The organism is Sphingobacterium suaedae (assembly GCF_042684625.1).
GTDB lineage: Bacteria > Bacteroidota > Bacteroidia > Sphingobacteriales > Sphingobacteriaceae > Sphingobacterium > Sphingobacterium suaedae.
This window is the reverse complement of record NZ_JBHULR010000021.1, coordinates 19783-42261: the sequence shown is the minus strand read 5'-3', so window position 1 is coordinate 42261 and position 22479 is coordinate 19783. Positions and strand designations below refer to the sequence as shown.

At 45.8% G+C, this 22479-nt stretch carries 18 protein-coding genes; 13 read left to right on the top strand and 5 right to left on the bottom strand.

All coding sequences use genetic code 11. The annotated features are described in order from the left end of the window. Positions 1-4 precede the first annotated feature (4 nt). Positions 5-2314: a DUF5703 domain-containing protein gene (locus ACFSR5_RS19655; RefSeq protein WP_380906217.1), complete on the top strand. Its 2310-nt coding sequence runs from the start codon at positions 5-7 to the stop codon at positions 2312-2314. A gap of 94 nt (positions 2315-2408) precedes the next feature. On the opposite strand, the gene hemW is transcribed toward ACFSR5_RS19655, so the two are convergent. Together hemW and ACFSR5_RS19645 are read right to left on the bottom strand one after the other, a co-directional pair. Next, positions 2409-3539 carry a radical SAM family heme chaperone HemW gene (hemW, locus tag ACFSR5_RS19650; protein ID WP_380906216.1) on the bottom strand — a complete coding sequence of 377 codons (1131 nt, stop codon included), beginning with the start codon at positions 3537-3539 and terminating at the stop codon, positions 2409-2411. Between the two features lie 42 nt (positions 3540-3581). Continuing rightward, positions 3582-4712, bottom strand: coding sequence for a glycoside hydrolase family protein (locus ACFSR5_RS19645; RefSeq protein WP_380906215.1), 1131 nt, complete (start codon positions 4710-4712; stop codon positions 3582-3584). Positions 4713-5062: 350 nt separating this feature from the next. Here ACFSR5_RS19645 and ACFSR5_RS19640 point away from each other — a divergent pair, with 350 nt between their 5' ends. Both ACFSR5_RS19640 and ACFSR5_RS19635 read left to right on the top strand, forming a co-directional pair. Next, the gene (locus tag ACFSR5_RS19640) at positions 5063-8326 is read left to right on the top strand and encodes a SusC/RagA family TonB-linked outer membrane protein (RefSeq protein ID WP_380906213.1); all 3264 of its coding nucleotides are present in this window, start codon (positions 5063-5065) and stop codon (positions 8324-8326) included. Between the two features lie 11 nt (positions 8327-8337). Next, the gene (locus ACFSR5_RS19635; protein ID WP_380906211.1) at positions 8338-9789 is read left to right on the top strand and encodes a SusD/RagB family nutrient-binding outer membrane lipoprotein; all 1452 of its coding nucleotides are present in this window, start codon (positions 8338-8340) and stop codon (positions 9787-9789) included. A 56-nt stretch (positions 9790-9845) separates the two neighbouring features. Here ACFSR5_RS19635 and ACFSR5_RS19630 read toward each other — a convergent pair whose 3' ends face one another. Both ACFSR5_RS19630 and ACFSR5_RS19625 read right to left on the bottom strand, forming a co-directional pair. After that, positions 9846-11708 carry a M1 family metallopeptidase gene (locus ACFSR5_RS19630; protein WP_380906209.1) on the bottom strand — a complete coding sequence of 621 codons (1863 nt, stop codon included), beginning with the start codon at positions 11706-11708 and terminating at the stop codon, positions 9846-9848. A 10-nt stretch (positions 11709-11718) separates the two neighbouring features. Next, entirely contained in the window at positions 11719-12159 is a 441-nt protein-coding gene (locus ACFSR5_RS19625; protein WP_380906207.1) for a hypothetical protein, read from the bottom strand. A gap of 196 nt (positions 12160-12355) precedes the next feature. Between ACFSR5_RS19625 and ACFSR5_RS19620 the strand changes: the two genes are divergently transcribed. Continuing rightward, complete coding sequence (locus ACFSR5_RS19620) at positions 12356-13873, top strand: sulfatase family protein (RefSeq protein WP_380906206.1); 1518 nt, start codon at positions 12356-12358, stop codon at positions 13871-13873. Positions 13874-14019: 146 nt separating this feature from the next. Here the strand turns inward: ACFSR5_RS19620 and ACFSR5_RS19615 are convergent, their stop codons facing one another. Then, a complete protein-coding gene (locus ACFSR5_RS19615; protein ID WP_380906205.1) occupies positions 14020-14874 on the bottom strand; it encodes a M23 family metallopeptidase in 855 nt (284 codons plus the stop codon). A 132-nt stretch (positions 14875-15006) separates the two neighbouring features. Between ACFSR5_RS19615 and mutY the strand changes: the two genes are divergently transcribed. From mutY to ACFSR5_RS19570, 9 genes are all read left to right on the top strand, one after another. Next, entirely contained in the window at positions 15007-16074 is a 1068-nt protein-coding gene (gene mutY / locus ACFSR5_RS19610; protein ID WP_380906204.1) for an A/G-specific adenine glycosylase, read from the top strand. Between the two features lie 2 nt (positions 16075-16076). Continuing rightward, positions 16077-16520: a single-stranded DNA-binding protein gene (locus ACFSR5_RS19605; RefSeq protein ID WP_380906203.1), complete on the top strand. Its 444-nt coding sequence runs from the start codon at positions 16077-16079 to the stop codon at positions 16518-16520. Positions 16521-16595: 75 nt separating this feature from the next. Further along, entirely contained in the window at positions 16596-17633 is a 1038-nt protein-coding gene (pheS, locus tag ACFSR5_RS19600; RefSeq protein ID WP_380906201.1) for a phenylalanine--tRNA ligase subunit alpha, read from the top strand. 2 nt (positions 17634-17635) lie between these two features. After that, a complete protein-coding gene (locus tag ACFSR5_RS19595; RefSeq protein ID WP_380906200.1) occupies positions 17636-18055 on the top strand; it encodes a hypothetical protein in 420 nt (139 codons plus the stop codon). After that, positions 18055-18636, top strand: a complete 582-nt coding sequence (locus ACFSR5_RS19590; RefSeq protein ID WP_380906592.1) for a TetR/AcrR family transcriptional regulator — start codon at positions 18055-18057, stop codon at positions 18634-18636. Before ACFSR5_RS19595 ends, ACFSR5_RS19590 begins: the two co-directional genes overlap by 1 nt. A gap of 138 nt (positions 18637-18774) precedes the next feature. Then, positions 18775-20193 (top strand): 23S rRNA (uracil(1939)-C(5))-methyltransferase RlmD, encoded by a 1419-nt coding sequence (gene rlmD, locus ACFSR5_RS19585; RefSeq protein WP_380906199.1) that lies wholly within the window; start codon positions 18775-18777, stop codon positions 20191-20193. A gap of 36 nt (positions 20194-20229) precedes the next feature. Next, entirely contained in the window at positions 20230-20622 is a 393-nt protein-coding gene (locus tag ACFSR5_RS19580; RefSeq protein ID WP_380906198.1) for a hypothetical protein, read from the top strand. A 63-nt stretch (positions 20623-20685) separates the two neighbouring features. Continuing rightward, on the top strand, positions 20686-21447 hold the full coding sequence (locus ACFSR5_RS19575) for a hypothetical protein (protein WP_380906197.1): 762 nt from the start codon (positions 20686-20688) through the stop codon (positions 21445-21447). Positions 21448-21542: 95 nt separating this feature from the next. Then, positions 21543-22238 carry an OmpA family protein gene (locus ACFSR5_RS19570; protein ID WP_380906195.1) on the top strand — a complete coding sequence of 232 codons (696 nt, stop codon included), beginning with the start codon at positions 21543-21545 and terminating at the stop codon, positions 22236-22238. Positions 22239-22479 lie beyond the last annotated feature (241 nt).

Sequence of the window (22479 nt, the reverse complement as noted above, 5' to 3'; positions counted from 1 at the left end):
AAAAATGAAACAATATATTTTCTTACTCCTCCTTTTTTGCACGGTTCATGTGTCGTATGCGCAAGAACTTCCTTGGGACAATTATCATGTTTTATGGACCGCCCCGAGTACGAGCTCGGCTGAGTCCATGCCCGTCGGCGGTGGAGATATTGGTTTAAATGTATGGGTAGAAAAAGGCGATCTCTTTTTCTATTTGGGAAAAAGCGGCGCATTTGACGAAAATAATACTTTGCTAAAGCTGGGGCGTGTACGGATTACGCTTGCACCCAATCCATTTGAAGGAACGGAATTCCGGCAGGAATTGCAATTGGACAAAGGACAGGTTGTCATCGAGGGGCAAAGCGGGGGCGTGAAAGCCAAGGTGCTGATTTGGGTGGATGTACATCGACCAAATGTGCATGTGCAGGTCGAAGCCAACAAGAAGATAGCGATGGAAGCGAGCTACGAAAGTTGGCGATACAAAGATTTATATCCGCAAAAGAAGGAGAATAACGCCAATTCCTGGAAGTGGGCGCCTCCACATCGTGTTGTTACCTACCGTGACAGTATCCGACCGGTAAATAATACCATTGTCTTTTACCACAAGAATCGGGATACGACGGCCTTTGATGTCGTCGTCCGCCAACAAAAGTTAGACACGGTGAAGGACTCCTTATTTAATCCCTTACATGGGCGTATTTCTGGGGGCGTCATGCAGGGCGATGCATTGACTTTTGTAGAACAACGAGAGGGAAGCTATGCGGATAGCGAATTTAGGTCCTGGGTATTGAAAAGTCGTCAGCCCCGTACAACGCATCATGTGCAAGTCACGCTGGTCGCTGAACAAACGGATGACCTGGCGGATTGGGAACAGCGGATCAACGAGTCAGCACATGCGAAGCAATCGTTGAACGCTCGCAAAAAACAAACGGAGGCCTGGTGGCGAGCATTTTGGAAACGGAGCTATATTGCTATCCTCCCGCAACATCAAGATCAGGAAGCCTGGCGTATCGGCCGGAACTATCAACTCTTTCGGTACATGTTGGCATGTAATGCCTACGGCGAGTATCCCACCAAATTTAATGGGGGGCTATTTACCTATGATCCGTCGGGAGTAGATAGTACATTCACCTTCACACCGGATTTTCGGAATTGGGGAGGAGGCACGCATACAGCGCAAAACCAGCGACTGGTATACTGGCCGATGTTAAAAAGCGGCGATTTTGATATGATGTCCGCGCAATTTAAATTTTATCAACGGTTGCAACGCAATGCCGAATGGCGATCAAAGGTGTATTGGGGGCATGGCGGCGCCAGTTTTACAGAACAACTCGAAAATTTTGGCCTTCCGAATCCGGCAGAATACAATTGGAAACGCCCAACGGATTATGATCCCGGACTAGAATATAATGCTTGGCTCGAATACCAGTGGGACACCGTCCTGGAGTTTTGCATGATGATGTTGGAAACAGGCAGTTATGGCGGAAAAGAGGTGCAAACATATATTCCATTTATAACAAGTTGCCTACGCTTTTTTGATGAACATTACCAGTACCGTGCCCGGCAGTTGGGGAGCAAAGTGTTGGATCAGCAAGGACATTTAATATTTTATCCAGGCTCTTCTGCAGAGACCTATAAAATGGCCTATAATGCATCAACGACGGTAGCAGCGTTGCAAGAGGTCACCAAACGGATGCTATCGTTGGCCGAAGTGCAACAGGACACGGCACTACGGACGTATCTCGGGGGCTTTCAACAACGTATTCCGCCGTTGCCTACACGGGTGATCGATGGGAAAAAGGTGTTGGCGCCCGCCGAAGTTTGGGGGAGAATCAATAACACAGAGGCTCCGCAACTCTATCCCGTATTTCCGTGGGGTATATATGGTGTCGGAAAACCCGATTTACAGGTTGCGCAAGATACCTATTGGTTAGACCCAGATCTATTAAAGTTTCGAAGCCATGTCGGTTGGAAACAAGATAATATCTTTGCCGCGCGTCTGGGATTGACAGACGAAGCGAAACGGCTGGTGCTTTTGAAGTTAGGAGATGCACCTCGACGCTTCCCTACATTTTGGGGCCCAGGTTTCGATTGGGTGCCGGATCACAATTGGGGGGGATCGGGTATGATTGGTTTGCAGGAGATGCTCCTTCAAACGGCAGATGATAAACTTTATCTTTTTCCCGCTTGGCCCCAAGAATGGGATGTAGATTTCAAGCTGCATGCGCCCAGACAGACGACTGTGCAAGGTAAGCTCCGGGGGGGTAAGTTAGTGGATCTGCTCGTTGTACCCTCCGAACGACGTGACGATGTGGTCAATCTGTTGGACAAATAATTCGAGCGGATGTATCCGAAAGCGTTAAATGCGACCCTTCCGGATGCATACTGTCGTACTCCTTAATCGAGTAGTGACAAGAACATGCGGTTTTCTACTCGGCAAGCAAAAATAACTCGGAAGCGATGTGATCAGCTAATAGTTTTCCGGATTGGGTTAAACGGATGTACGTTCCTTCGTGGATTTCCACATGCCCTTGTGCTACGAAAAGCGCCGCGCTACGTTGAAGAAGTGCTGCGGTTTCGGAACCGAATTCTCTGATTACTTTTGGAAGATCTATTCCCCACATGGTGCGTAGGGATGTCATCACGTATTCGTTGACGCGATCTTCGAAAGATAGTATTTCCGTTTCATGATCTCGGCTGTTTGAAAAAATACCAGCCATATACTGCGCATTGTTCGCAATGTTCCAACTTCTGGACAAACCGTTGAAGGAGTGCGCTGAGGGCCCAATGCCGAGGTAGTGCCTACCGCGCCAATAGTTGGTATTATGTTTGGCGTAGTGTCCACTCTTAGCGAAGTTCGAAATCTCATAATGTTCGAAGCCTTGCGTCGTCAACGTCTCGATCAGTTGAGCCATTTGCGATGCACTTTGTGCTTCATCCATGGGAAGCGTTTTGCCCTGCTGTACAAAATGCGCAAGTGCGGTCCGCTGTTCAACAGTCATGGCATATGAAGAGATATGTGGAATACCAAAATCGAGTAGTTGATGCATGTTGGCTTTCCATTTGACATCCGTCAATAAGGGGTAACCATAAATTAAATCGGCTGTAATATTTTCGAACCCGGCATCCTGAACGCGTTTAATGGATGCCTCACCTTCTGCTGCGTGATGCGCCCTATTCATCCATCGAAGATCTTCATCAAAAAAAGACTGAATACCAATGCTGAATCTATTAATTGGTGTATGTCGCAACGCATCAACTTTTGCCCTGTCGAGGTCATCTGGATTTGCTTCTAGCGTGATTTCAGCGTGAGGTGTAACGTCAAAGTAATGGGCCACGCTGTCAATCAATCGCTCGATATCACTCGCATCGAGTATGGAAGGTGTGCCCCCTCCAAAATAAATCGAGTCTATCTGTCGGTCTGGCAGCTCATGCTGCCGTTGTTCCACTTCCAGCAACAGCGCTTGCATCATTTCCTCTTTGTGCTTCAATGAGGTGCTGAAATGAAAATCGCAGTAATGACAAGCCTGTTTGCAAAAAGGAATGTGGAAGTAAATCATGCTGCAAATATACGGATTGCCTCAGGATATCAGCGATAGGTCTTAACCATCCGTCTTCAATGGAATCACCATATTCCATGTACGATCGAATTGGTAGCTTCCTTTGCCGCTACCTGTGGCCGCGAAGAGATGGGTGGGCTTACCGTCTTCGAATAACAAAAACGGACGTTCGAAATTTGCTTGTTCGGTTTCGGTTCCGTCGTCCCATTTGATCCTTCGGGAGTAGGCTTTGACTGGATCAGATAATGTCCATTGGATTCCATCGGGGGAGAAGGCATGAATGCCACCTCCTTCCTCGCCACAGATATGTCCGAAGCGATCTTTCATAATAAGCTCAAACTGCGAGCCAGTCCACCAGACAAACGGATCTTCGACATCGTTGTCTGCTTTTTCCGAATTATGAAAGGAGAAGATGGGTTCATTTGATAGCCTCTGGTAGGGCCCTCTAAACGAATCGGCCATGGCAGCACCTAGCAACAGGGGAGGGTTATAATTGATTGGAGATGATTTGTAAACAAGATATACCTGTCCTGTGGGAAGAACTACCGGAGACGGGTTTGATGTGATAGAGGCGTCCCATTCCCCTAGCCGCGGGTTAATGACCGGCTGATCGGAACGGATCCACGGCCCTTCCAGTGACGTCGCGTAGGCCATGCCAACCCGTTTACGCATCCACGCGTTCTGCGCTAGCCCTGTCGACCAAACATCCTCTTCCGGGGAGGGAGAAGGTGCTGCATAGGTATTCCCAAAATAATACAATACATAGTAATCACCTGTGCGGACAATGCGCGGATTATGCGTGGTACATCCGTCGAAGTACTTTTTTCCCCGCGCAGGGAGGACAACCTCTACAAACATGTACGGACCGGCTGCCGTATCGGATATCGCACGTACTACTTCGGAATTGGTGACCCAGTTGCCAAAACCATACGTCTTGCTCCAACGGGAAGCAAACATATGGTATTTACCATCCGGCCCTTTGATAACGGAGGGATCCCAGATCCAGTAATCGTCCATGGAAAATCCTGCCTTTTTCGGAGCCGGCAATAGCCTGTCTATAAATGATAGAGAAGAACCATGACCTGCTCGTGAGCGTTGCGGTATATAAAGTGCCATAGAAAGGCCAACTAATGTTTTGATAAAGGCTCGGCGGTTATGAGGAAAGAAATTCATGCAACAGTGTTTATCATGTATCTGTGGCGTTAAGTTACGAAAAAGAATGCTGGATCCGTTATACCCGTGACATAGATGTCTTTTGGCGATATTCCTTGTCTTGTAAACCTATTTCAGCATAAGACACTGCGTGTTGTTTCGTTTTGTTGTTCGGTATGGGCAGTACATTTCGCCCACGCGTCCAACATATTTCAATTAATATAGGTTTAAAACCCGTTTAATATGCGTTATCATGCGTTTTGTTGTTTTATTGTTAATCAATTGTTAACATAAACTTCACATCGGGTGGTTAGTTTTGCGGCACCAAAAGGCAGTAATTGCTGCCATATGATTTGTCTATTATGAAACAAATGAAAAAAGTTACCTCAACGTTCTACCAGTACTCTGGACGTACCAGCCGGGCATTTTTACTCTTGGTAGGACTGGGATTTGCTCCCGGAATGGCGCATTCTTTTTCTTCCTATGGGAAAGAGAGTGTATGGTTGAACCAGCAGAAAGTATCGGTATCCGGTTCGGTGATGGACGACAATACCCGTCAGCCCGTTGCTGGCGTGACGATTACCGCAGGTGGTAGGGCGTTGGCAACAACAGATCATCAAGGTCGTTTTACTATACAGGTGGACGCAGACCAGGAGGTGACCTTCCAAAGTGTCGGTTATCAGCCGTTAGCGCGGAAATGGTCGGAAAATGCAACGAATGCGACCATCTCTTTACATGCTGCCGACCAGGAGATCACCGAGGTCGTTGTGACAGCGTTGGGGATTAAGCGGGAGAAAAAGTCTTTGGGGTATGCTGTAGGTGAGATCAGTGGCGAACAAATGACCGATGCAACACCTAGCAATTGGGTGGATGCCATGAAAGGTAAAGTGGCCGGATTAAATATTACGCAAGCAAGTAGCGGTCCGCTGAATACTGCGCGTATCAATTTGCGTGGAGATCAATCCTTTACGCCAGAGAATAATGAAGCATTTATAGTAGTCGATGGTGTGCCGTTGGTTAACGGTCGGTTTAGTTCAGGTGTGACGGATGCCTACGGAGCAGGATCCAGTGGTGTCGATAAAGATATCCCGGTGGATTTTGGAAATGGTTTGGGCGATATTAACCCGGATGATATCGAATCGATTTCGGTGTTGAAAGGTGCTGCGGCGACCGCATTATACGGTAGCCGAGCGGGCAACGGCGCGCTGATTATTACCACAAAATCCGGAAAGCGAAAAGGTAAGGGAATCGGTGTTACCATCAATTCCAATAGCAGTTTTCAGGATATACTGAAATGGCCTGATTTTCAATATGACTATGGTCAGGGTAATTTAAACCGAAATGCCAACGGGGATTTATATTATTCCTACGGTTTAACGGAGGATGGTACGAATACAGGATCCACGTCAAGTGCCTGGGGGCCTAAATTTGACGGACAAATGTATTTTCAGTACAATCCCGAACTCGAAGCGGTGGGTACGGAACGAACACCTTGGGTGCCTTACAAAGATGGTGTAAAAGGCTTCTTCCGAACAGGTTCTACCTTTATGAATAGTGTAGCATTTGATGGGGGAACGGATGATTTTTCGGCCCGCGCCTCACTAACGCATACTTCGAACAAATGGATCATGCCTAATACGGGCTTCGAGCGATTAGTCGCTTCGTTTAATAGTTCGGCAAATTTAAGTGACAAGTTGAAGATCAATTTAAAGGCAAACTATACTAATAAAAGCAGTGACAACCTTCCGGGGACAGGCTATAACAATCAGTCCGTCGCGTATTTTATGATTTTTCAGAATCCAAGTATCGATCTGAATTGGTATCGACCCATGTGGAAAAAAGGCAGAGAGAATCTCGAACAAATACATCCGTTTAGCTCGTACATTGAAAATCCATTTGTGATTGCACATGAAATGACAAACAGCTTGTCGAGCAATGGAATTGATGGTATGTTGCAAGGGGTGTATACCTTTAATCCGAAGTGGGAGATCATGTTGCGATCCGGTTTGAACATGAGCTATAACCGCAGAGAACAACGCCGTCCTTGGGATACGGCGAACTTCCCGAATGGGTATTATAAGCAGCAAGATATTTTCTATATGGAATCCAATACAGACATGTTGCTGACGTATAACTCTGCGCTGGGCGATGACTTTACGGTACGGGCTTCGGCAGGGGGGAACCTGATGAAACAACATTCGAAAGACGACGCTGGCGTAGCACGTGGATTAACGTTGCCCGGTATCTACAAACTAAGTAATGCGATGACCAATGCGTTGGCCGAGAATTTTTTGACAGAAAAAGAAATACAGAGTGTGTTCGGATTGGTGAATTTGTCTTGGAAGGACAAGATTTTTCTAGACCTAACAGCGAGGAACGATTGGAGTTCCGCACTGCCGACCGGAAATCTCTCGTACTTCTATCCGTCGGTCAGTAGTAGTTTCGTATTAAGCGAATTGTTTACCATGCCTGAACAAATTTCGTTCGCCAAATTACGAGTGTCATGGGCAGGTGTGGGCCGCGATACAGATCCCTACCAGGTTTATAAATCGTACTTGCCGTCTGCATTTCCAGGATCCGCGGAATCTAACTTACAATTGTATAACGCGCTGCTGAAACCCGAATTTTCAACTTCGACAGAAACTGGAATCAACCTATCTATGTTCAAGAACCGTTTGACGGCGGATGTCAATTTTTATTACAACCGTTCCAAAAATCAAATTCTAACGGTACCATTAGATGTTACTACGGGTTTCTCAGGAGCTTATGTGAATGGGGGACTTATCCGCAACAGAGGTTGGGAGGTGAGCTTGTCTGGCACACCTATCCGGAATGAGAATTTCCGATGGACGACTTCTGCAAATTGGTCAACAAATGATAACGAGATATTAGCATTGACAGAGGGGGTGTTAACTCCTCAGCAGACCATTGCTTCGAGCGGATCAGGCGCGGCAGAGATTATAGCGACTGTCGGTGGATCAACAGGGGATCTATGGGGCTACGGTCTCGTGCGCAATGAAAACGGGGATGTCTTAATTGACGGAAATACAGGATTGGCTGTGAGACCAACAGATAAGGTCAAGATTGGTAATGTATATGCGGATTGGCGGGGTGGTTTCCACAATGAGTTCCGTTATAAGAACGTATCCTTCAGTTTCTTGCTGGATGGTCAATACGGAGGCATTGTTTACTCGCAAACTCATCATAAAATGACGGAGCAAGGAAAACTAAAACACACGCTGAAGGGCCGTGAGACGGGTTTGATTGTGGGCGAAGGCGTTGTAGATAATGGGGACGGAACGTACAGCCCCAATACTAAGGAAGTGGCTATCAATACGTGGTACGGAGATTATTACCGGAGGGCTAATGTCGAGACCAATAGCTTTGATGCATCATACCTGAAATTAAGAGAGGTACGCTTGGAATTCGGGTTACCTAAAAATGTAGTTTCCCGCTGGAGGATGAACAATGCATCGATTGCTTTTTTTGGTCGTGATCTTTTTATGTGGACGGACTTCCCGATGTATGATCCAGAGACTGCCGCGTTAAATGGAGCAACGATCATGCCGGGTGTGGAAATGGGACAAATGCCGAGCACGCGAACATTCGGGGTAAACTTGAGAGCTAATTTTTAAACAGAGAAAACATGAAAATCAAACATATTAATGTCGCACTTTTGCTTGCTGGAGCAACCATGTGGTCCGGATGTACGAAGGACTTCAACGAGCTGAACACCAATCCAAATGATATAGAAACGGTGACACCAGGAGCCTTGTTGACGCCAACGATCTACAGAATGGTGACTTATTTCACCGCTCGGAGCAATGACTTTACCTGGGAGATTATGCAAACGGGCCTGTCTAATCCAAGTGCCGCGAATGGCGTGCATCGGTATTATTTCACCGAAAACTCTGGAGACGGGACATGGAATGCGTGTTACAGCTACTTGCGGAATATCCGGGAAATGGAGATGGCTGCCGAAGCAATGGATAAGCCTGTTTACAAAGCTGTCGCGGCAACGATGAGAGCACTCGTCGCCGGATTATTGACGGATAGTTTTGGCGATGTACCGTTGTCTGAAGCGATTCGCGCAGAAGAGGGAATTACCCAACCGAAATTTGACACACAGGAACAGATTTACGCAGACATGATCGCGGCCTTGGAAGAGGCAAATACGCTGTACGCCGGAGAAGGAACAATGGACGGAAACGACTTGCTTTACGGTAATAACAAGGAATTATGGCGCAAATTCAATAATTCTTTATTGTTGCGCTATTATTTGCGGCAGTCCAAACGCATTCCGGCCGCAGCAAAGATCAAAGCCCTATTGGACAATCCTGCACAATATCCAATTTTTACGTCCAATACGGATGCCGCCATCGTAGAGATTACAGGTCTTTCCCCTTATGACTACGCATGGGGAAGAAGGCAAGACTACGTCAACTTTACAGCTATGGCCGAATTTTTTGTGGACAAGCTGAATGCACTGAATGACCCTCGCCGTCCGTTTATTATGACCGAAGCCACCGAAATGGTGGGTGGTAAGCCAGTGAAGATCGGTTATAAAGGTATACCGGCAGGACACTCGGGCGATTTGTCGGCCTATACGTTCAGTCCAAGTACCCCAAATGGTGATTTAATGTATCCCGAAGCGGTAGGAACACCCGTCCAAGAGATTTTGATGCCGTATTCGGAGGTGGAATTCATAAAAGCGGAGGTTTACCTGTCGTTGGGCATGGATGCCGAGGCGAAGACAGCCTATGAGAAAGGTGTGCGCGCATCAATCGAGCAGTATGGGGGCACAGTTCCGGCTGATTATTTTGAAAGTGAAGTAGGGAAATTCGATGGTACGCTGGAGCGTGTCATGCTTCAAAAATATTTGGGCTTATTTATGGTCGATTATCAGCAATGGTTCGAATACCGGCGTACAGGATTCCCAAAATTACCTAAAACACCGTATATGTTTTATGAGGGAGTCATGCCGACTCGTTTCATGTACAAAAATGAAGTCCGTCGATTTAATCCTGATAACTATGCGAAAGCAGTAGAGCAAATGGGAGGAGACGACTTCCACACGAAGGTGTGGTGGGAGAAATGACGAATCAAAAAGGGGTTGGCTAGTAGTGCAACCCCTTTTTGATTTAGCAAACACGATTACCGTGTATACGTATTGTTGGCAGACTCGATATCGGCTAATCGTAAGGAAGGATCGATTTGTACCTTGACGGGCTTCTTAGTTGTTTTAACCGTATAGGTAGGTTTCGTCCAGAACCAGTCTTCCAAGACGGTGCGTGTTACACCTTGGTACAGGTCTAGATTTTCCGATGGTTTTTCTCCACGCATTTCGCGCAACGGAATATAGAACAGTTCTTTGCTGCCATCTTCGTATTCGACCAGTAAGTCAATGGGCATGGCAAAGTTTGATTTATTTGCCAGCAGGATTTCTTGATCGGAAATGCTTTCCACAGCGTAATCGATGGTCCGTGTCGTATTGACGAACAGGTTAAAATACCATTTTAGGTTGATGCCGGATACCTCTTCCGCGACACGCTTAAAGTCGTTTGGCGTCGGATGTTTAAATTTCCAGATATCGTAAAATTGAAGAAAGGTTTTCGCTAAGTTTTCTTTGCCAATAATGTATCCAAGCTGACCGGCGAGTACCTGCCCTTTGTTGTACGCTTCATTACTATACGCGTAGTTGGTGTTGTAATAGTCGGCAAGCAAACTCATGGGCTCTTCTTTGCCGGAAAGCGCCAGCTTGTAGTACGAGCGATAGGCATTGATGACCGGATTCGATGCCAGGGCGCCTTTCTTTTCAAATAGACTTTGGAAGGCCAGTTCTTCGATGTAGCTGGTAAACCCTTCGTCAAACCATTCGTCGACTGTCTCATTGATTCCGAACAAGTGCTGGTACCAGGAATGCGCAGCTTCGTGAAAGATCACGCCGACGAGGCTCTTTATGTTTCGCCCGCCGGTGACCAACGTCGCTGTGCCATATTCCATACCACCATCTCCGCCTTGCACGATGCTATAGGTTGGCCATGGATAATCACCAAAGTGCGCGGAGCAATAGTCGAAAAATTCAGTGGACAAGCTTAAAGCGGTATTCCAGTTTGCCTTCACCTCTTTGTTCGTGGGCAGGAAGACAGTGTAGACTGTTACCCCGCTGTTACTTTTTGCAGAGTCGACAACAAACTCAGGATCGGCAGCCCAGGCGAAGTCGTGAATGTTCTGAGCCTTGAAATTCCATGATGCTTTGCCTTTTTTCGTCTTTACCTTCGCCATTTTGTCGTACCCCTTCACTGCTGATGGATTCTGTAATTTCCCAGAGGCGCCGATTACATAATCTTTATCGATGTGTATCGTTACGTCGAAGTCTCCAAAAGGCGCAATAAACTCCCGGGCAACGTATTCATCCAGGTGCCATCCGAATTCGTCGAAATGGGCCATTTTCGGATACCACTGTGTCATAGAGAGTGCGACTCCCTCTTTCGAGTTACGACCACTGCGGCGAATTTGTTCCGGTACCTGCGCACTCCATTCCATGGTAAACGTTGCCGTCTGTCCAGGGTTTATGGCCTGCGGTAACACGACCTCCAATAAGGTGCCGTCGACCTTAAATTGTGTTGGCTGTCCGTTGACTGTTAAGGTTTCTACCTGTTGATATCCAATTTGTTCTGGCGTTAAGGTAGCAATACGGCTTTGGTATCGGGGCTGTTCTTTGGTACCTAAATTGGTGGTCATACGCGGGTCGGGATCCGCGATATGCGAAAGTCGATAATCCATCATGCTTCCCGGTTGAAAGGCATTGAAGTAGAGGTGGAAGTATACCTTCGGTAGTGCCTGATTGGAGTTGTTGGTATAGTCCAAGGTCATCTTTCCTTGGTATTGATACGTTTGGTCGTCCACATCAATATCCATTTTGTAATGGACTTTCTGTTGCCAAAAACCAGCGCGCTGGGCCGAAGTCGTGGCCATGTTGAACAGGCAGAAAGACAGTAACAATAATTTTCTCATAGTTGTTGTTTTACATATAATAATAGTCGATACCTTGTTGTTTTAGAGCATGTATCAGGGCATCGAGATCGTCAGCTTTTTGAAAAAGTTTGTTGCGCCAATAGCGCTTGGGAGCTTTTTTTTTGGTCAGGAAGATCATGATCAGGTTCCCACCGGAGCGCGGCAGATTGCGTACGTATTTAACATCGCCGAGCATAAATGTGTCGGCTTCTTTTCCGTGAAACTGGATGCTTACTTCACCATTTTCTATCCTCCAAACAGATGGAGCCCGGCTCCATTTCGTACTGATAAAAAATAGTAAAGGCAAGCTAATCAGTACAATCAATATCTTGGCAACCTCTTGGATGGGCAGTCGGGAAGCGATGGCTGTGACTAGGCAAACCCCGATGAGTAATAGCAGCATATATTTGCCCCGATGGAGGGTGGCAATATGAAAAGTGGATTCGCTCATGGCTCAAAAATAAGAAAGAGTGGGCATATCGTTACGCTTTTGCTAAAATATCACGACTTATTTACGGACGTACAGCCATCCATGATATCGTAGTGAGCAATAAAGATATGGATACATTTTAGGCACACGATTGCATCGTGTTCTGGCCGACGACATCCAAAAAAAATGGTTAAGTTTGGCTAGTAAATCTAAACGAATGATGCAGAAACTAGCTTCTATTTTCCTATATCTATGTGTTGCACTGTACGCGGCAGCTCAGGATAAACCTAACGTGTTATTGATTTATGTAGACGATTTAGGATATGGCGACGTTGGCGCATATGGTGCCACGAAGTTGAAGACTCCTAATATTGATGCGCTCGCAGGTCGCGGAGTCCGGTTCACGAATGGACATGCTGCGGCGTCTACCTGTACGCCTTCCCGATACTCCTTAATGACGGGTAACTATCCGTTTCGGCAGAGCGGGACGGGAATTCTTCCTGGTGATGCAAAGCTCATTATCCCGCAGGACCGCATGACGTTGCCCAAAGTTTTTAAAGCGAGCGGTTACCATACCGCTATCGTAGGCAAATGGCATTTGGGGCTCGGAGACGAGGTGGCAAAGGATTGGAATGCGGCTGTTAAACCGGGACCTTTGGAGGTGGGATATGATTATTCTTTTATTTTTCCGGCGACGGCCGATCGCGTACCTACGGTGTTCTTGGAGAACCACCATGTCGTCGGGGTGGAATCCAGCGATCCAATCCATGTAGATTATAAGCAAAAGATTGGCGATGATCCGACGGGAAAAGAAAATCCCGAGTTGCTGAAAATGCATAGCTCGCCGGGGCAGGGGCATGATAATACCATTGTCAATGGCATCGGACGAATAGGTTGGATGACGGGAGGGCATCGCGCGCGTTGGACAGACGAGGAGTTGACTTTTACATTTTTTGAAAAGGCGAAAGCTTATATTCAAGCCCATCGGAAAGAACCGTTCTTCTTGACCTTCAACGCAACGGAACCCCATGTTCCACGTATGCCGGCGGCGATGTTTAAGGGGAAAAGTGGTTTAGGTTATCGGGGAGACGCTATTTTACAGCTGGATTATACGGTAGGACAGTTGGTGCAAGAACTCAAGGATAATCAGTTGTATGAGAATACTATTATTATCTTTTCGAGCGACAACGGACCGGTTTTGGATGATGGCTACCAAGATGGGGCGGTTACTGAACTGCATGGGCATGACCCATCCGGCGGGCTGCGAGGCGGCAAATATTCCGCGTTTGAGGCGGGAACACGGGTTCCGTTTATCGTGTCTTGGCCAAAACACATGGCGACAGGTAGCGTGTCGGATGCGTTGATTGCGCAAGTAGACTTATTGGCGTGCTTTGCGGAATTCCTTGAGGTGAACTTGGCTGAACAGGATGCTGTAGACAGTAAGGCACTGTGGAAGACGTTAATTGGCCAAGAGCAGGGGGGACGTTCGCATATGGTTCAATCTTCCAGGACACATGCCGTGCTACAAGGAAACTATAAATACATCAAACCTAACGCCGGCCAAAAAATTGCTAAGCTCGTCAATATCGAACTGGGTCAGGATTCGGAAGAACAGCTGTATGACCTATCCGTAGATAGGGGCGAGAAAAACAATGTGGCCAAGAAATTTCCGGCGAAAGTGGCCGAGTTAAAGCGTATTCTTGATCAGGAGTTGAAGTCTGTGGAACGAGATTGAGAGATGCGGAAATTGAGCGAATAAACGGCAATAACAGCGCGATCAATATGGCTCCAGGGCGTACGTAGGTAAACGATGGATGCCTGCACCAATCATACGTTATGAAAGGTGTTGTCAAGACTGTTCGCCTCAGCGCATGGTACGAACTAAAAATAAAAGTACTTGACGGGATTTACTTTCCGATTATTTATCACGACTTCGTAGTGTAAGTGCGGTCCGGTGCTGCGTCCAGTGTTGCCAAGTAAGCCGACAATTTCTCCGGCTTCTACGGCCTCGCCTTTTTTGACACGGGTCCGTGTCAGGTGGGCATAGCGCGTTTCATATCCATTGTTATGTTTGACCATAACCACGTACCCATAGGCGCCTTTATAACCGGCGAACGTTACTTTGCCTTTAGCTGTCGCTTTCACGGGATCGCCGATCCGTCCTTTGAGATCTACGCCTGAGTGCATCTCTCGGCCGCGATTGGTAAATGGATTTCTACGATATCCAAAAGGTGACGTGATCCGTCCGGGGTGAGGGACACCCAACGGCATACCGTCTAGTTTTGCCTCTAAATGTTTTAGCTGTTTTTTATAAAAATTGGAAAGCTCCACAAGGTCATCTTCGCCTTGTTCGACCGGCCCCCCCATATTCTTCATCTTGATTTCTTTGAGTCCGCGCTTTCTCATTTTTTGGTTGATGCGCTCCAGCGTGCTGTCAATGGAATGAAATGACTTCTTCATTTCTTCTGTGGTCAGTTGGCTGTTAAACTCGTCTTGTTCCAGTTGCCGGTTCTGTTGTTTGAGTTCATCAATCTTCTTATCGTAAACTTGAATATATTGTTCTGATGTCCGTTGTCTAACGATGTATATAGTGGAAAGGATGCCAATAGCGAGCACGGCAAGTAGCGAGATAAGCAACTTTTTCCAATGCGTGAGCAGCATCGTAGGTACCTGTAATCTAGTCGTAGATGTACCATCCGGTTCTACAAAAAGCACGGCGGTTTTTTTCTTTAGCATAGCGTCAATAACGAAAACTTTTTTATGATACGGAGACAAAGGTATCGGTTCAAGATCTTTAACTTCAATATTTTACGTTTTTTAACATTTGTTACATTCATTTTTATTGTGAAAAAATAAGCAACTTTGCATATGTCTTTTGCTGCAAAACTGCTGAAATGGTACCATGAGAATGGGCGAGATTTACCTTGGAGAACGACACAAGACCCTTATATTATCTGGCTTTCCGAGATTATTTTACAACAAACCCGAGTCGAACAGGGATTGCCCTATTTTCATCGCTTTGTCGAAGAGTTTCCGATTGTAACAAAATTTGCTGAGGCTGATGAAGAGAAGGTGCTCCGGTTGTGGCAGGGCTTGGGGTATTATTCGCGTGCGAGAAATATGCATAAGGCGGCCCAGATGGTACAGAACACGTTGGGGGGCATTTTTCCTACAGTATTCTCGGAGGTTATCCGGTTGCCCGGCGTGGGCGAGTATACCGCTGCTGCTATCGCTTCTTTTTCGGCCAACGAACCAAGGGCTGTCGTGGATGGCAACGTGTACCGTGTGTTATCACGGTATTTTGGCGTGGCGGAACCCATCAATTCGACCAAAGGGAAGAAGCTGTTCGCCGCACTGGCTGATGACCTGTTGGATAAACAACACGCAGGGCTATACAATCAGGCGATCATGGATTTTGGAGCGCTACAGTGTAAGCCGAAGAATCCACTGTGTGGCAATTGCGTTTTTCAATTGGAATGTGTTGCTTTTCGCGAAGACCGTGTGGAATATCTCCCTGTAAAAACAAAAGGGAAGGCTAGCAGAAGTCGGTTCTTCCATTATTTTGTTGTTTCCTTAGCGGATAAATTGTTGATGGCTAAGCGTGGAGAGGGCGATGTATGGGCGAATCTGTACGAGTTTCCGATGCTCGAAACAGCTACGGATATGTCCCTTTTGGAGTTAGTGGATACAGAGGAGTTCTCGACATATTTTAAAGCGGGAGTTGTTTTGGAACCGATAGGGGTGCCAATCAAGCATATATTGAGCCATCAGCATATTTACGCACGGTTTTACCGGGTGACACAGGCCGAATATCTGAAAATCAAAAAATCAGAATGGGATTATTTTTTTTGGGAAAAAATCGATACATTAGCTAAACATAAACTTATATTTTCTTTTCTAGAAAGAAACAAACAGCTAATTGGTCCTAAATTATAACTATGGCAAGTGTTAACAAAGTAATTTTAGTGGGGCATTTGGGCAAAGATCCCGAAGTACGATATTTAGAAGGTAACATCACCGTATGCAGTTTTCCTTTAGCAACTTCCGAGACGTATACAAAAGATGGTGTGCGCATGCAACATACCGAATGGCATAACATTGTCATGTGGAGAAATTTAGGGGAGATGGCCGTTAAATACCTGAAAAAAGGAAAACTGGTTTATATTGAAGGTCGTTTGCGTACACGAAACTATGAAGACCGGGAAGGGAACAGGCGTTTTGTAACGGAAATTGTGGGCGAAAGCTTTAAATTATTGGGTCGCCCGTCAGATTTCGGACAGACGGCAAAGCCTACCTCGGATAGTGGCGCAGAGGACGTGGAGAAAGAGCAGGAAGTGGATTTTATGGAAAATGACAACGACACGGATGGTCTTCCATTTTAAGGTGCCCATGCTCCTGCTCAAAATTTCGAGCTGTGCAACGGCGACTTTTTAATATTTTGCCGTATCTTTGGCACTATGTTGCAGGACAAAATTAAGCAGTATACAGAAGAGATTAATGGATTTAAGCCTGCGTCAGCTGCTGACGCAGAAAATTTTCGTTTAAAATTTTTGGTGTCAAAAGGTGTTGTTAAAGCCTTGTTTGACGAATTTAAATCGGTGTCTCCAGAAGAAAAGCGAACCTTGGGTAAAGTTCTAAACGAGTTTAAGCTATTGGCGGAAACCACGTTTCGTGACGCGCAGGAGCAATTTGGTGGAACGGTACAACATGCAGAACGGGCGGAGGGCGATCTAACACTTCCAGGAGAAGGCTTTCAATTAGGTTCCAGACATCCGTTATCTTTAGTCCGTAAGGAGATCGTCGAAATATTTAAAAAGCTTGGGTTTGTGGTTTCTGAAGGTCCGGAAATCGAGGACGATTGGCATAATTTCTCTGCACTTAATTTCCCGCCAGAGCATCCGGCACGTGATATGCAGGATACATTTTTCGTGGAAAAGAAAGAGGGCAATGATATCGCCTTACGGACCCATACGTCGTCCGTTCAGGTGCGGCTTATGGAAATGGGTAAACCACCCTTCCGAGCGATCATGCCCGGGCGTGTGTATCGTAATGAAGCAATCTCTGCACGTGCTCATTGTTTCTTTCATCAGGTGGAAGGCCTGTACGTGGATGAGCAGGTGTCCTTTGCAGACTTAAAACAAACGTTATTTCATTTCGTACAGGAATTGTACGGAGAAGGGACGAAAGTGCGTTTCCGCCCGTCTTATTTTCCGTTTACGGAACCGTCTGCCGAAATGGATATTTCATGTACCATTTGTAAGGGGGAAGGATGCCAGCTTTGTAAGCACTCCGGCTGGGTAGAGATCTTAGGTTGTGGTATGGTCGACCCCAACGTATTGGAAAATTGTGGTATTGACAGTAAGAAATATTCGGGATTTGCCTTCGGTATGGGAATCGAACGCATCACCAATCTAAAATATGAGATTCGCGACTTACGTCTTTTTTCCGAAAATGATGTTCGTTTCTTATCCCAATTCGAAACAGAGATTATTTAACCATGGGAAAGAAAGTCGTTTACATTTTCTTTCTTGTATCGATTTTATTTTTTCAGGGTTGCGGTTCGGGAACATGTAACGTGATCCCGAATCGTTCGTTTACGACCAATATCAATCAAGCCGAACATGTGGGCGTTTTTTCGACCAACGGTTGGGCGTACATAAACGATGACTATTCGGACATAAATGTCAATAACCAGAGAACGCAAGCCGATCCCCGGCTCATTGCTTATGACTGTTGCAGTACAGTAGATCTAGGAGCCGGCAATCAGGTAGTTGTAGAAGGGTTTACGTTGGTAGATCCGGTGTCGGGAGCAAAGTGCTTGTTAACGGACGGATCGCCGGCCGCAGTGGCGGAGTGTCCTTTGAAACCATATGCTGTTAGACAGAATGAAACCGTATTTTATGTGCAAAACTCATGATGGAATCAGATAAGGTTATATTGTCCATAAAAAAATCGGCACGGGAGTTATTCCGTCGATACGGTTACAATAAGACCAGTGTGAATGAGCTTGCCAAGCAAGCTAAAATAGCCAAAGCCACATTTTATAAGCATTTTGCCAGTAAAGAACTTATCTTGCACGAGGTGCTAATGGATTATATTCGAGAAAATGTGCAGGATATTTTAGATAAAAGTGTACGTGAAAAAGATCTGGCAAAATTTCTGGCAAATACGATCCTTCGGGTAAGCCGGGTGACATATACCGTATGTAACGAGTTTGTAGGCTGGGAGTTTATCCGGGAGTCGGCAAATGCACAGGAATACCTAAAAACACTTTCGGACGATTTGGAGTTTTTGCTACTCAGTTCCTTTATTCAAAATGAGACGATCGGACAGACGGTGCCTGAAGAGCGGCTTACGTTCTTAATCAAATGCAGTAAAAATATTGTGTTTTCCTTTGCGTTTACGGCTGTCACGGATGCCGACGTGCGCAAAAACTTTATTTCTTTTCAGAAGGATATGCTTCCATATCTGGTTCAGGCAACATTACTCGAAGGTTAAAACCGATCGATGCGGCAAAAAGCGCCTGCGGTTTGCCCCATAAATCGAGGTGTTTGCCTATAAGGCATTCCCTATAGAAAATGCGTTGTAGTGAGGAAGAATGTTTGTTGAACAAAAAAACGTATTTTTGCACCCATTATGGGTAGAAGAATTCCACAGGATAAGCGATTTATAGCAGACGTACAGATTATTGATATTGCAGAGGAAGGTAAGGGAGTCGCAAAACAGGACGAGCTGGTATTATTTATTGAGCAAGCGGTGCCTGGCGATATAGCCGATGTTGAGCTGTTCCGGAAAAAGAAGAATTTTGCGGAAGGACGCCTGGTCGCTTTAAAGCAACCCTCTGCTCATCGTGTTGATCCGTTTTGTCCGCATTTTGGTGTATGTGGAGGGTGTAAATGGCAGCATATGAACTATCCTGCCCAATTGAGTTTTAAGCAACAGTATGTAGATAATGCCCTGAAGCGGTTGGGGAAAGTGGATACATCGTCCATGGAACCTATTTTAGGTTCGAACCAGACAGAATACTACCGGAATAAACTAGAGTTTACCTTTTCGAACAAACGTTGGTTGACGTCTGTCGATGAAGAGGTGGTACCGGAAAGCATGCATGCGCTAGGTTTTCATGTGCCGGGACGTTTCGATAAAATATTGGACATTGACCACTGCTTTTTGCAACAAGATCCTTCTAATGCCATCCGAAATACGGTCCGCGATTTTGCCATTTCCCAGGAAATCTCCTTTTATGATCTACGTGCCCATGAAGGGGCCTTGCGCAACTTGATTATCCGGACATCATCTACCGGAGAAATCATGTTGATTGTAGTGTTTGCCTACCCTACACAAGAACAGATCGATTCATTGATGAAACATATTCATGAAAAATTTCCAGAATTGGCTTCGTTGCTTTATATCGTTAATCAAAAGCGGAACGACACGATCTTTGACCAAGATATTCATGTATACGCTGGCCGTGATTTTATATATGAAGAAATGGAAGGCCTCCGCTTCAAAGTGGGGCCAAAGTCATTCTACCAAACGAATTCGGCGCAGGCGTATGAACTTTATAAAATTACCAGGGAGTTTGCCGACCTAAAGGGGGATGAGTTGGTGTACGATTTATATACGGGAGCGGGAACGATTGCTAATTTTGTGGCAAAATCGGCTCGCACAGTGATCGGAGTCGAGTATGTTCCTTCGGCTATCGACGATGCGAAGATAAATTCGCAAATCAATGGAATTACGAACACGTTGTTTTATGCAGGGGATATGAAAGATGTGTTAACGGCTGATTTTGTGGCGGCCCATGGGCGTCCGGATGTGGTCATCACGGATCCGCCACGGGCCGGTATGCACGCCGATGTGGTGCAACGTATTTTGGAAATGGAGGCACCGAAGGTCGTGTATGTGAGCTGTAATGCTGCCACGCAAGCACGTGACCTAGCGATTCTCCAGGAAAAATACGATGTGAAACGGATCAAGCCGGTAGATATGTTTCCCCACACACAGCATGTGGAAAATGTGGTGCTACTGACCTTGCGGGCATCATATTTGTAACAAATGGGTTTTTATAGTTAATAGTACTTTCTCAATTTGAATATAGAAGATTTGATGGCGGGCGATGCAAAAGAGCAGAACCCGCAACAGCATAGTCCTTTAAAGAGTCTAAAGATGGATTTAGACTTTTATAAAGAATCGATAAAAGAAGTGTCGACCGAAATGATTTCCGAAGGGTATACATTGTACCCTATCTTTATTGCCCATCAGCATGAAGTGAGCGTAGGCGAGCTTTTGTTGGATAAAGATGAATTGAATACACAGTGGACAATCAACGTGAGTTCTTTGGAAGAGTTTATGGAACGAGGTTTGGTGCAGGAGGAGCGGAAAACGTATTTTATTAAAAATTATAAGCCGGCTGCTGACTACATCTGCCTATTTGTAATTGTGCCTGAAGGGGCAAACTTCGTTTTTTATCCGTATGCTTAACGTAGACCTCGATTTAAAACTTTTTAACATTGCGTAGTCTAAACATTTGTTAATTTTAGCCGAATGTACTTGAAAATTAAATATATCTATCTGCTCATTGGAAGCTTGTTGTTCTTCGTTGGAGGCATAGGGCAGGTATCCGCACAATCGAGCGGGCTGTCGGGGATCGTTGTGGAGAAAGGGGGGGCAACCCGGCTGGCGGATGTCAATGTAACGAATCTACGGACGAAGCGACGTGCACAAACGAATACGTTTGGCGTGTTTATTATCGAAGCATCAGTAGGCGATAGTCTTTCTTTTTCGAAGACGGGGTATGGACCGGTAAAAACGGTGTTATATACTCAAGAAGATATTCTTATCGAGATGCAACAAGGGTTGACTATTGAGACTGTCGTTGTGAGCCGGATGAGTAAGGAGGCGGAAATGCGGGACATGTTGGACGACTATCGGAAAAAGGGAGTTTACAACGGGGGAAAGAATACCTTTGGCACATATGTTGGTAGCCCAGCAACCGCGTTGTATAATCTTTTTGGTCGCGATGCTAAAAATGCGAAGCGTTTTGCGAAGATGATGGATCGGGAGTTAGAAGAAACAAAGGTTGACCGTGTTTTTAACAAGACATCGGTAAGTGCGTTGACAGAGCTGGAAGGGGATGAATTGCAGTCTTTTATGGATTTGTACCGTCCATCTTTTAGTATGATCGAACATTGGGGGCAGTATGACTTTATGAACTACGTGAAAACGTCGTTAGAGGCATGGAATAAAAATGGACGTCCTCGCTCATCGCGTTTACCAAAACTAGAAATTCCTCCACAAGAAAAATAAAAAGCATTAGATTTCGAGCGATTTGTATGTGTATTTTCTAGTTTGGCATTTACTTTGTTTATTCAACTAATAAGTAGATATCACACATAGAAAATTTGATTATGAAAATGAATAAAAAAATAGCTATTTACGGCTTATCCGTGGCAACATCGGCGATGTTGTTCGCGAGTTGTTCGACAATACAAAACACAAATAGTACAACAAAAGGTGCAGTTATCGGTACCGCGGCTGGAGCTGGCCTTGGGGCATTAATCGGCGGTAAGGCGGGTAACACGGCCGTAGGTGCAATTGCGGGTGCTGCTATTGGGGGTGTGGCCGGTGGATTGATCGGAAAGAAGATGGATAAGCAAGCAAAGGAAATTGAAAATACGGTTGCCGGAGCCGAAGTTATAAAAGCTGATGAGGGTATCATTGTGAAATTCGATGAAGGTATTCTATTTGATTTCAATAGTTCTACGCTGAAGTCTACAGCGAAAACGAATATTGCAAAACTGGTAGAAACGCTAAATAAAGAACCAGGCACTGAAATTTTGGTTATTGGTCATACAGACAACGTAGGAACGTTGGCTGCCAACCAAAAGGTGTCCGAGTCTCGTGCAGCGTCTGTTAAAGCGTATGCTGTTTCACAAGGGTTGAGTGGAGGCCGTATCAAAACAGAAGGTAAGAACTATTCAGAGCCACTTGCCTCGAATGATACAGATGCCGGACGTGCGGAAAATCGCCGGGTGGAAATCGTGATCGTTGCTGGCGATAAAATGATTGAAGATGCACAATCACAAGCAGGTAAATAAATAGATTCAATATATTGTTTTTCTGAAGAGAGCTATCCGAAAGGTGGCTCTTTTTTTCGTGCCGGTGTTTGTACCTATCAAAAGCTTCCTAGCTATGGCCGGTCCGAATTGAACAATGCGTTCTCATGGGAGCTGGTGTAGGCGGACCGGAGGATCAGAATCCGTTTGAAGATCTTCAGTGCATCCATGCTTCTTGAGGTAGTGTTAAATTTTGGTCATGCTCTGCCAAAGTGTCATCAAT

Coding starts and splice junctions, on each gene's coding strand:
- ACFSR5_RS19575 (WP_380906197.1), top strand. CDS start 20,686: ATGTACTTGAAAATTAAATATATCTATCTGCTCATTGGAAGCTTGTTG.
- ACFSR5_RS19625 (WP_380906207.1), bottom strand. CDS start 12,159: ATGAGCGAATCCACTTTTCATATTGCCACCCTCCATCGGGGCAAATAT.
- ACFSR5_RS19630 (WP_380906209.1), bottom strand. CDS start 11,708: ATGAGAAAATTATTGTTACTGTCTTTCTGCCTGTTCAACATGGCCACG.
- ACFSR5_RS19655 (WP_380906217.1), top strand. CDS start 5: ATGAAACAATATATTTTCTTACTCCTCCTTTTTTGCACGGTTCATGTG.
- ACFSR5_RS19595 (WP_380906200.1), top strand. CDS start 17,636: ATGGGAAAGAAAGTCGTTTACATTTTCTTTCTTGTATCGATTTTATTT.
- hemW (WP_380906216.1), bottom strand. CDS start 3,539: ATGATTTACTTCCACATTCCTTTTTGCAAACAGGCTTGTCATTACTGC.
- ACFSR5_RS19605 (WP_380906203.1), top strand. CDS start 16,077: ATGGCAAGTGTTAACAAAGTAATTTTAGTGGGGCATTTGGGCAAAGAT.
- mutY (WP_380906204.1), top strand. CDS start 15,007: ATGTCTTTTGCTGCAAAACTGCTGAAATGGTACCATGAGAATGGGCGA.
- ACFSR5_RS19590 (WP_380906592.1), top strand. CDS start 18,055: ATGGAATCAGATAAGGTTATATTGTCCATAAAAAAATCGGCACGGGAG.
- ACFSR5_RS19640 (WP_380906213.1), top strand. CDS start 5,063: ATGAAAAAAGTTACCTCAACGTTCTACCAGTACTCTGGACGTACCAGC.
- ACFSR5_RS19620 (WP_380906206.1), top strand. CDS start 12,356: ATGATGCAGAAACTAGCTTCTATTTTCCTATATCTATGTGTTGCACTG.
- ACFSR5_RS19615 (WP_380906205.1), bottom strand. CDS start 14,874: ATGCTAAAGAAAAAAACCGCCGTGCTTTTTGTAGAACCGGATGGTACA.
- ACFSR5_RS19635 (WP_380906211.1), top strand. CDS start 8,338: ATGAAAATCAAACATATTAATGTCGCACTTTTGCTTGCTGGAGCAACC.
- pheS (WP_380906201.1), top strand. CDS start 16,596: ATGTTGCAGGACAAAATTAAGCAGTATACAGAAGAGATTAATGGATTT.
- ACFSR5_RS19645 (WP_380906215.1), bottom strand. CDS start 4,712: ATGAATTTCTTTCCTCATAACCGCCGAGCCTTTATCAAAACATTAGTT.
- rlmD (WP_380906199.1), top strand. CDS start 18,775: ATGGGTAGAAGAATTCCACAGGATAAGCGATTTATAGCAGACGTACAG.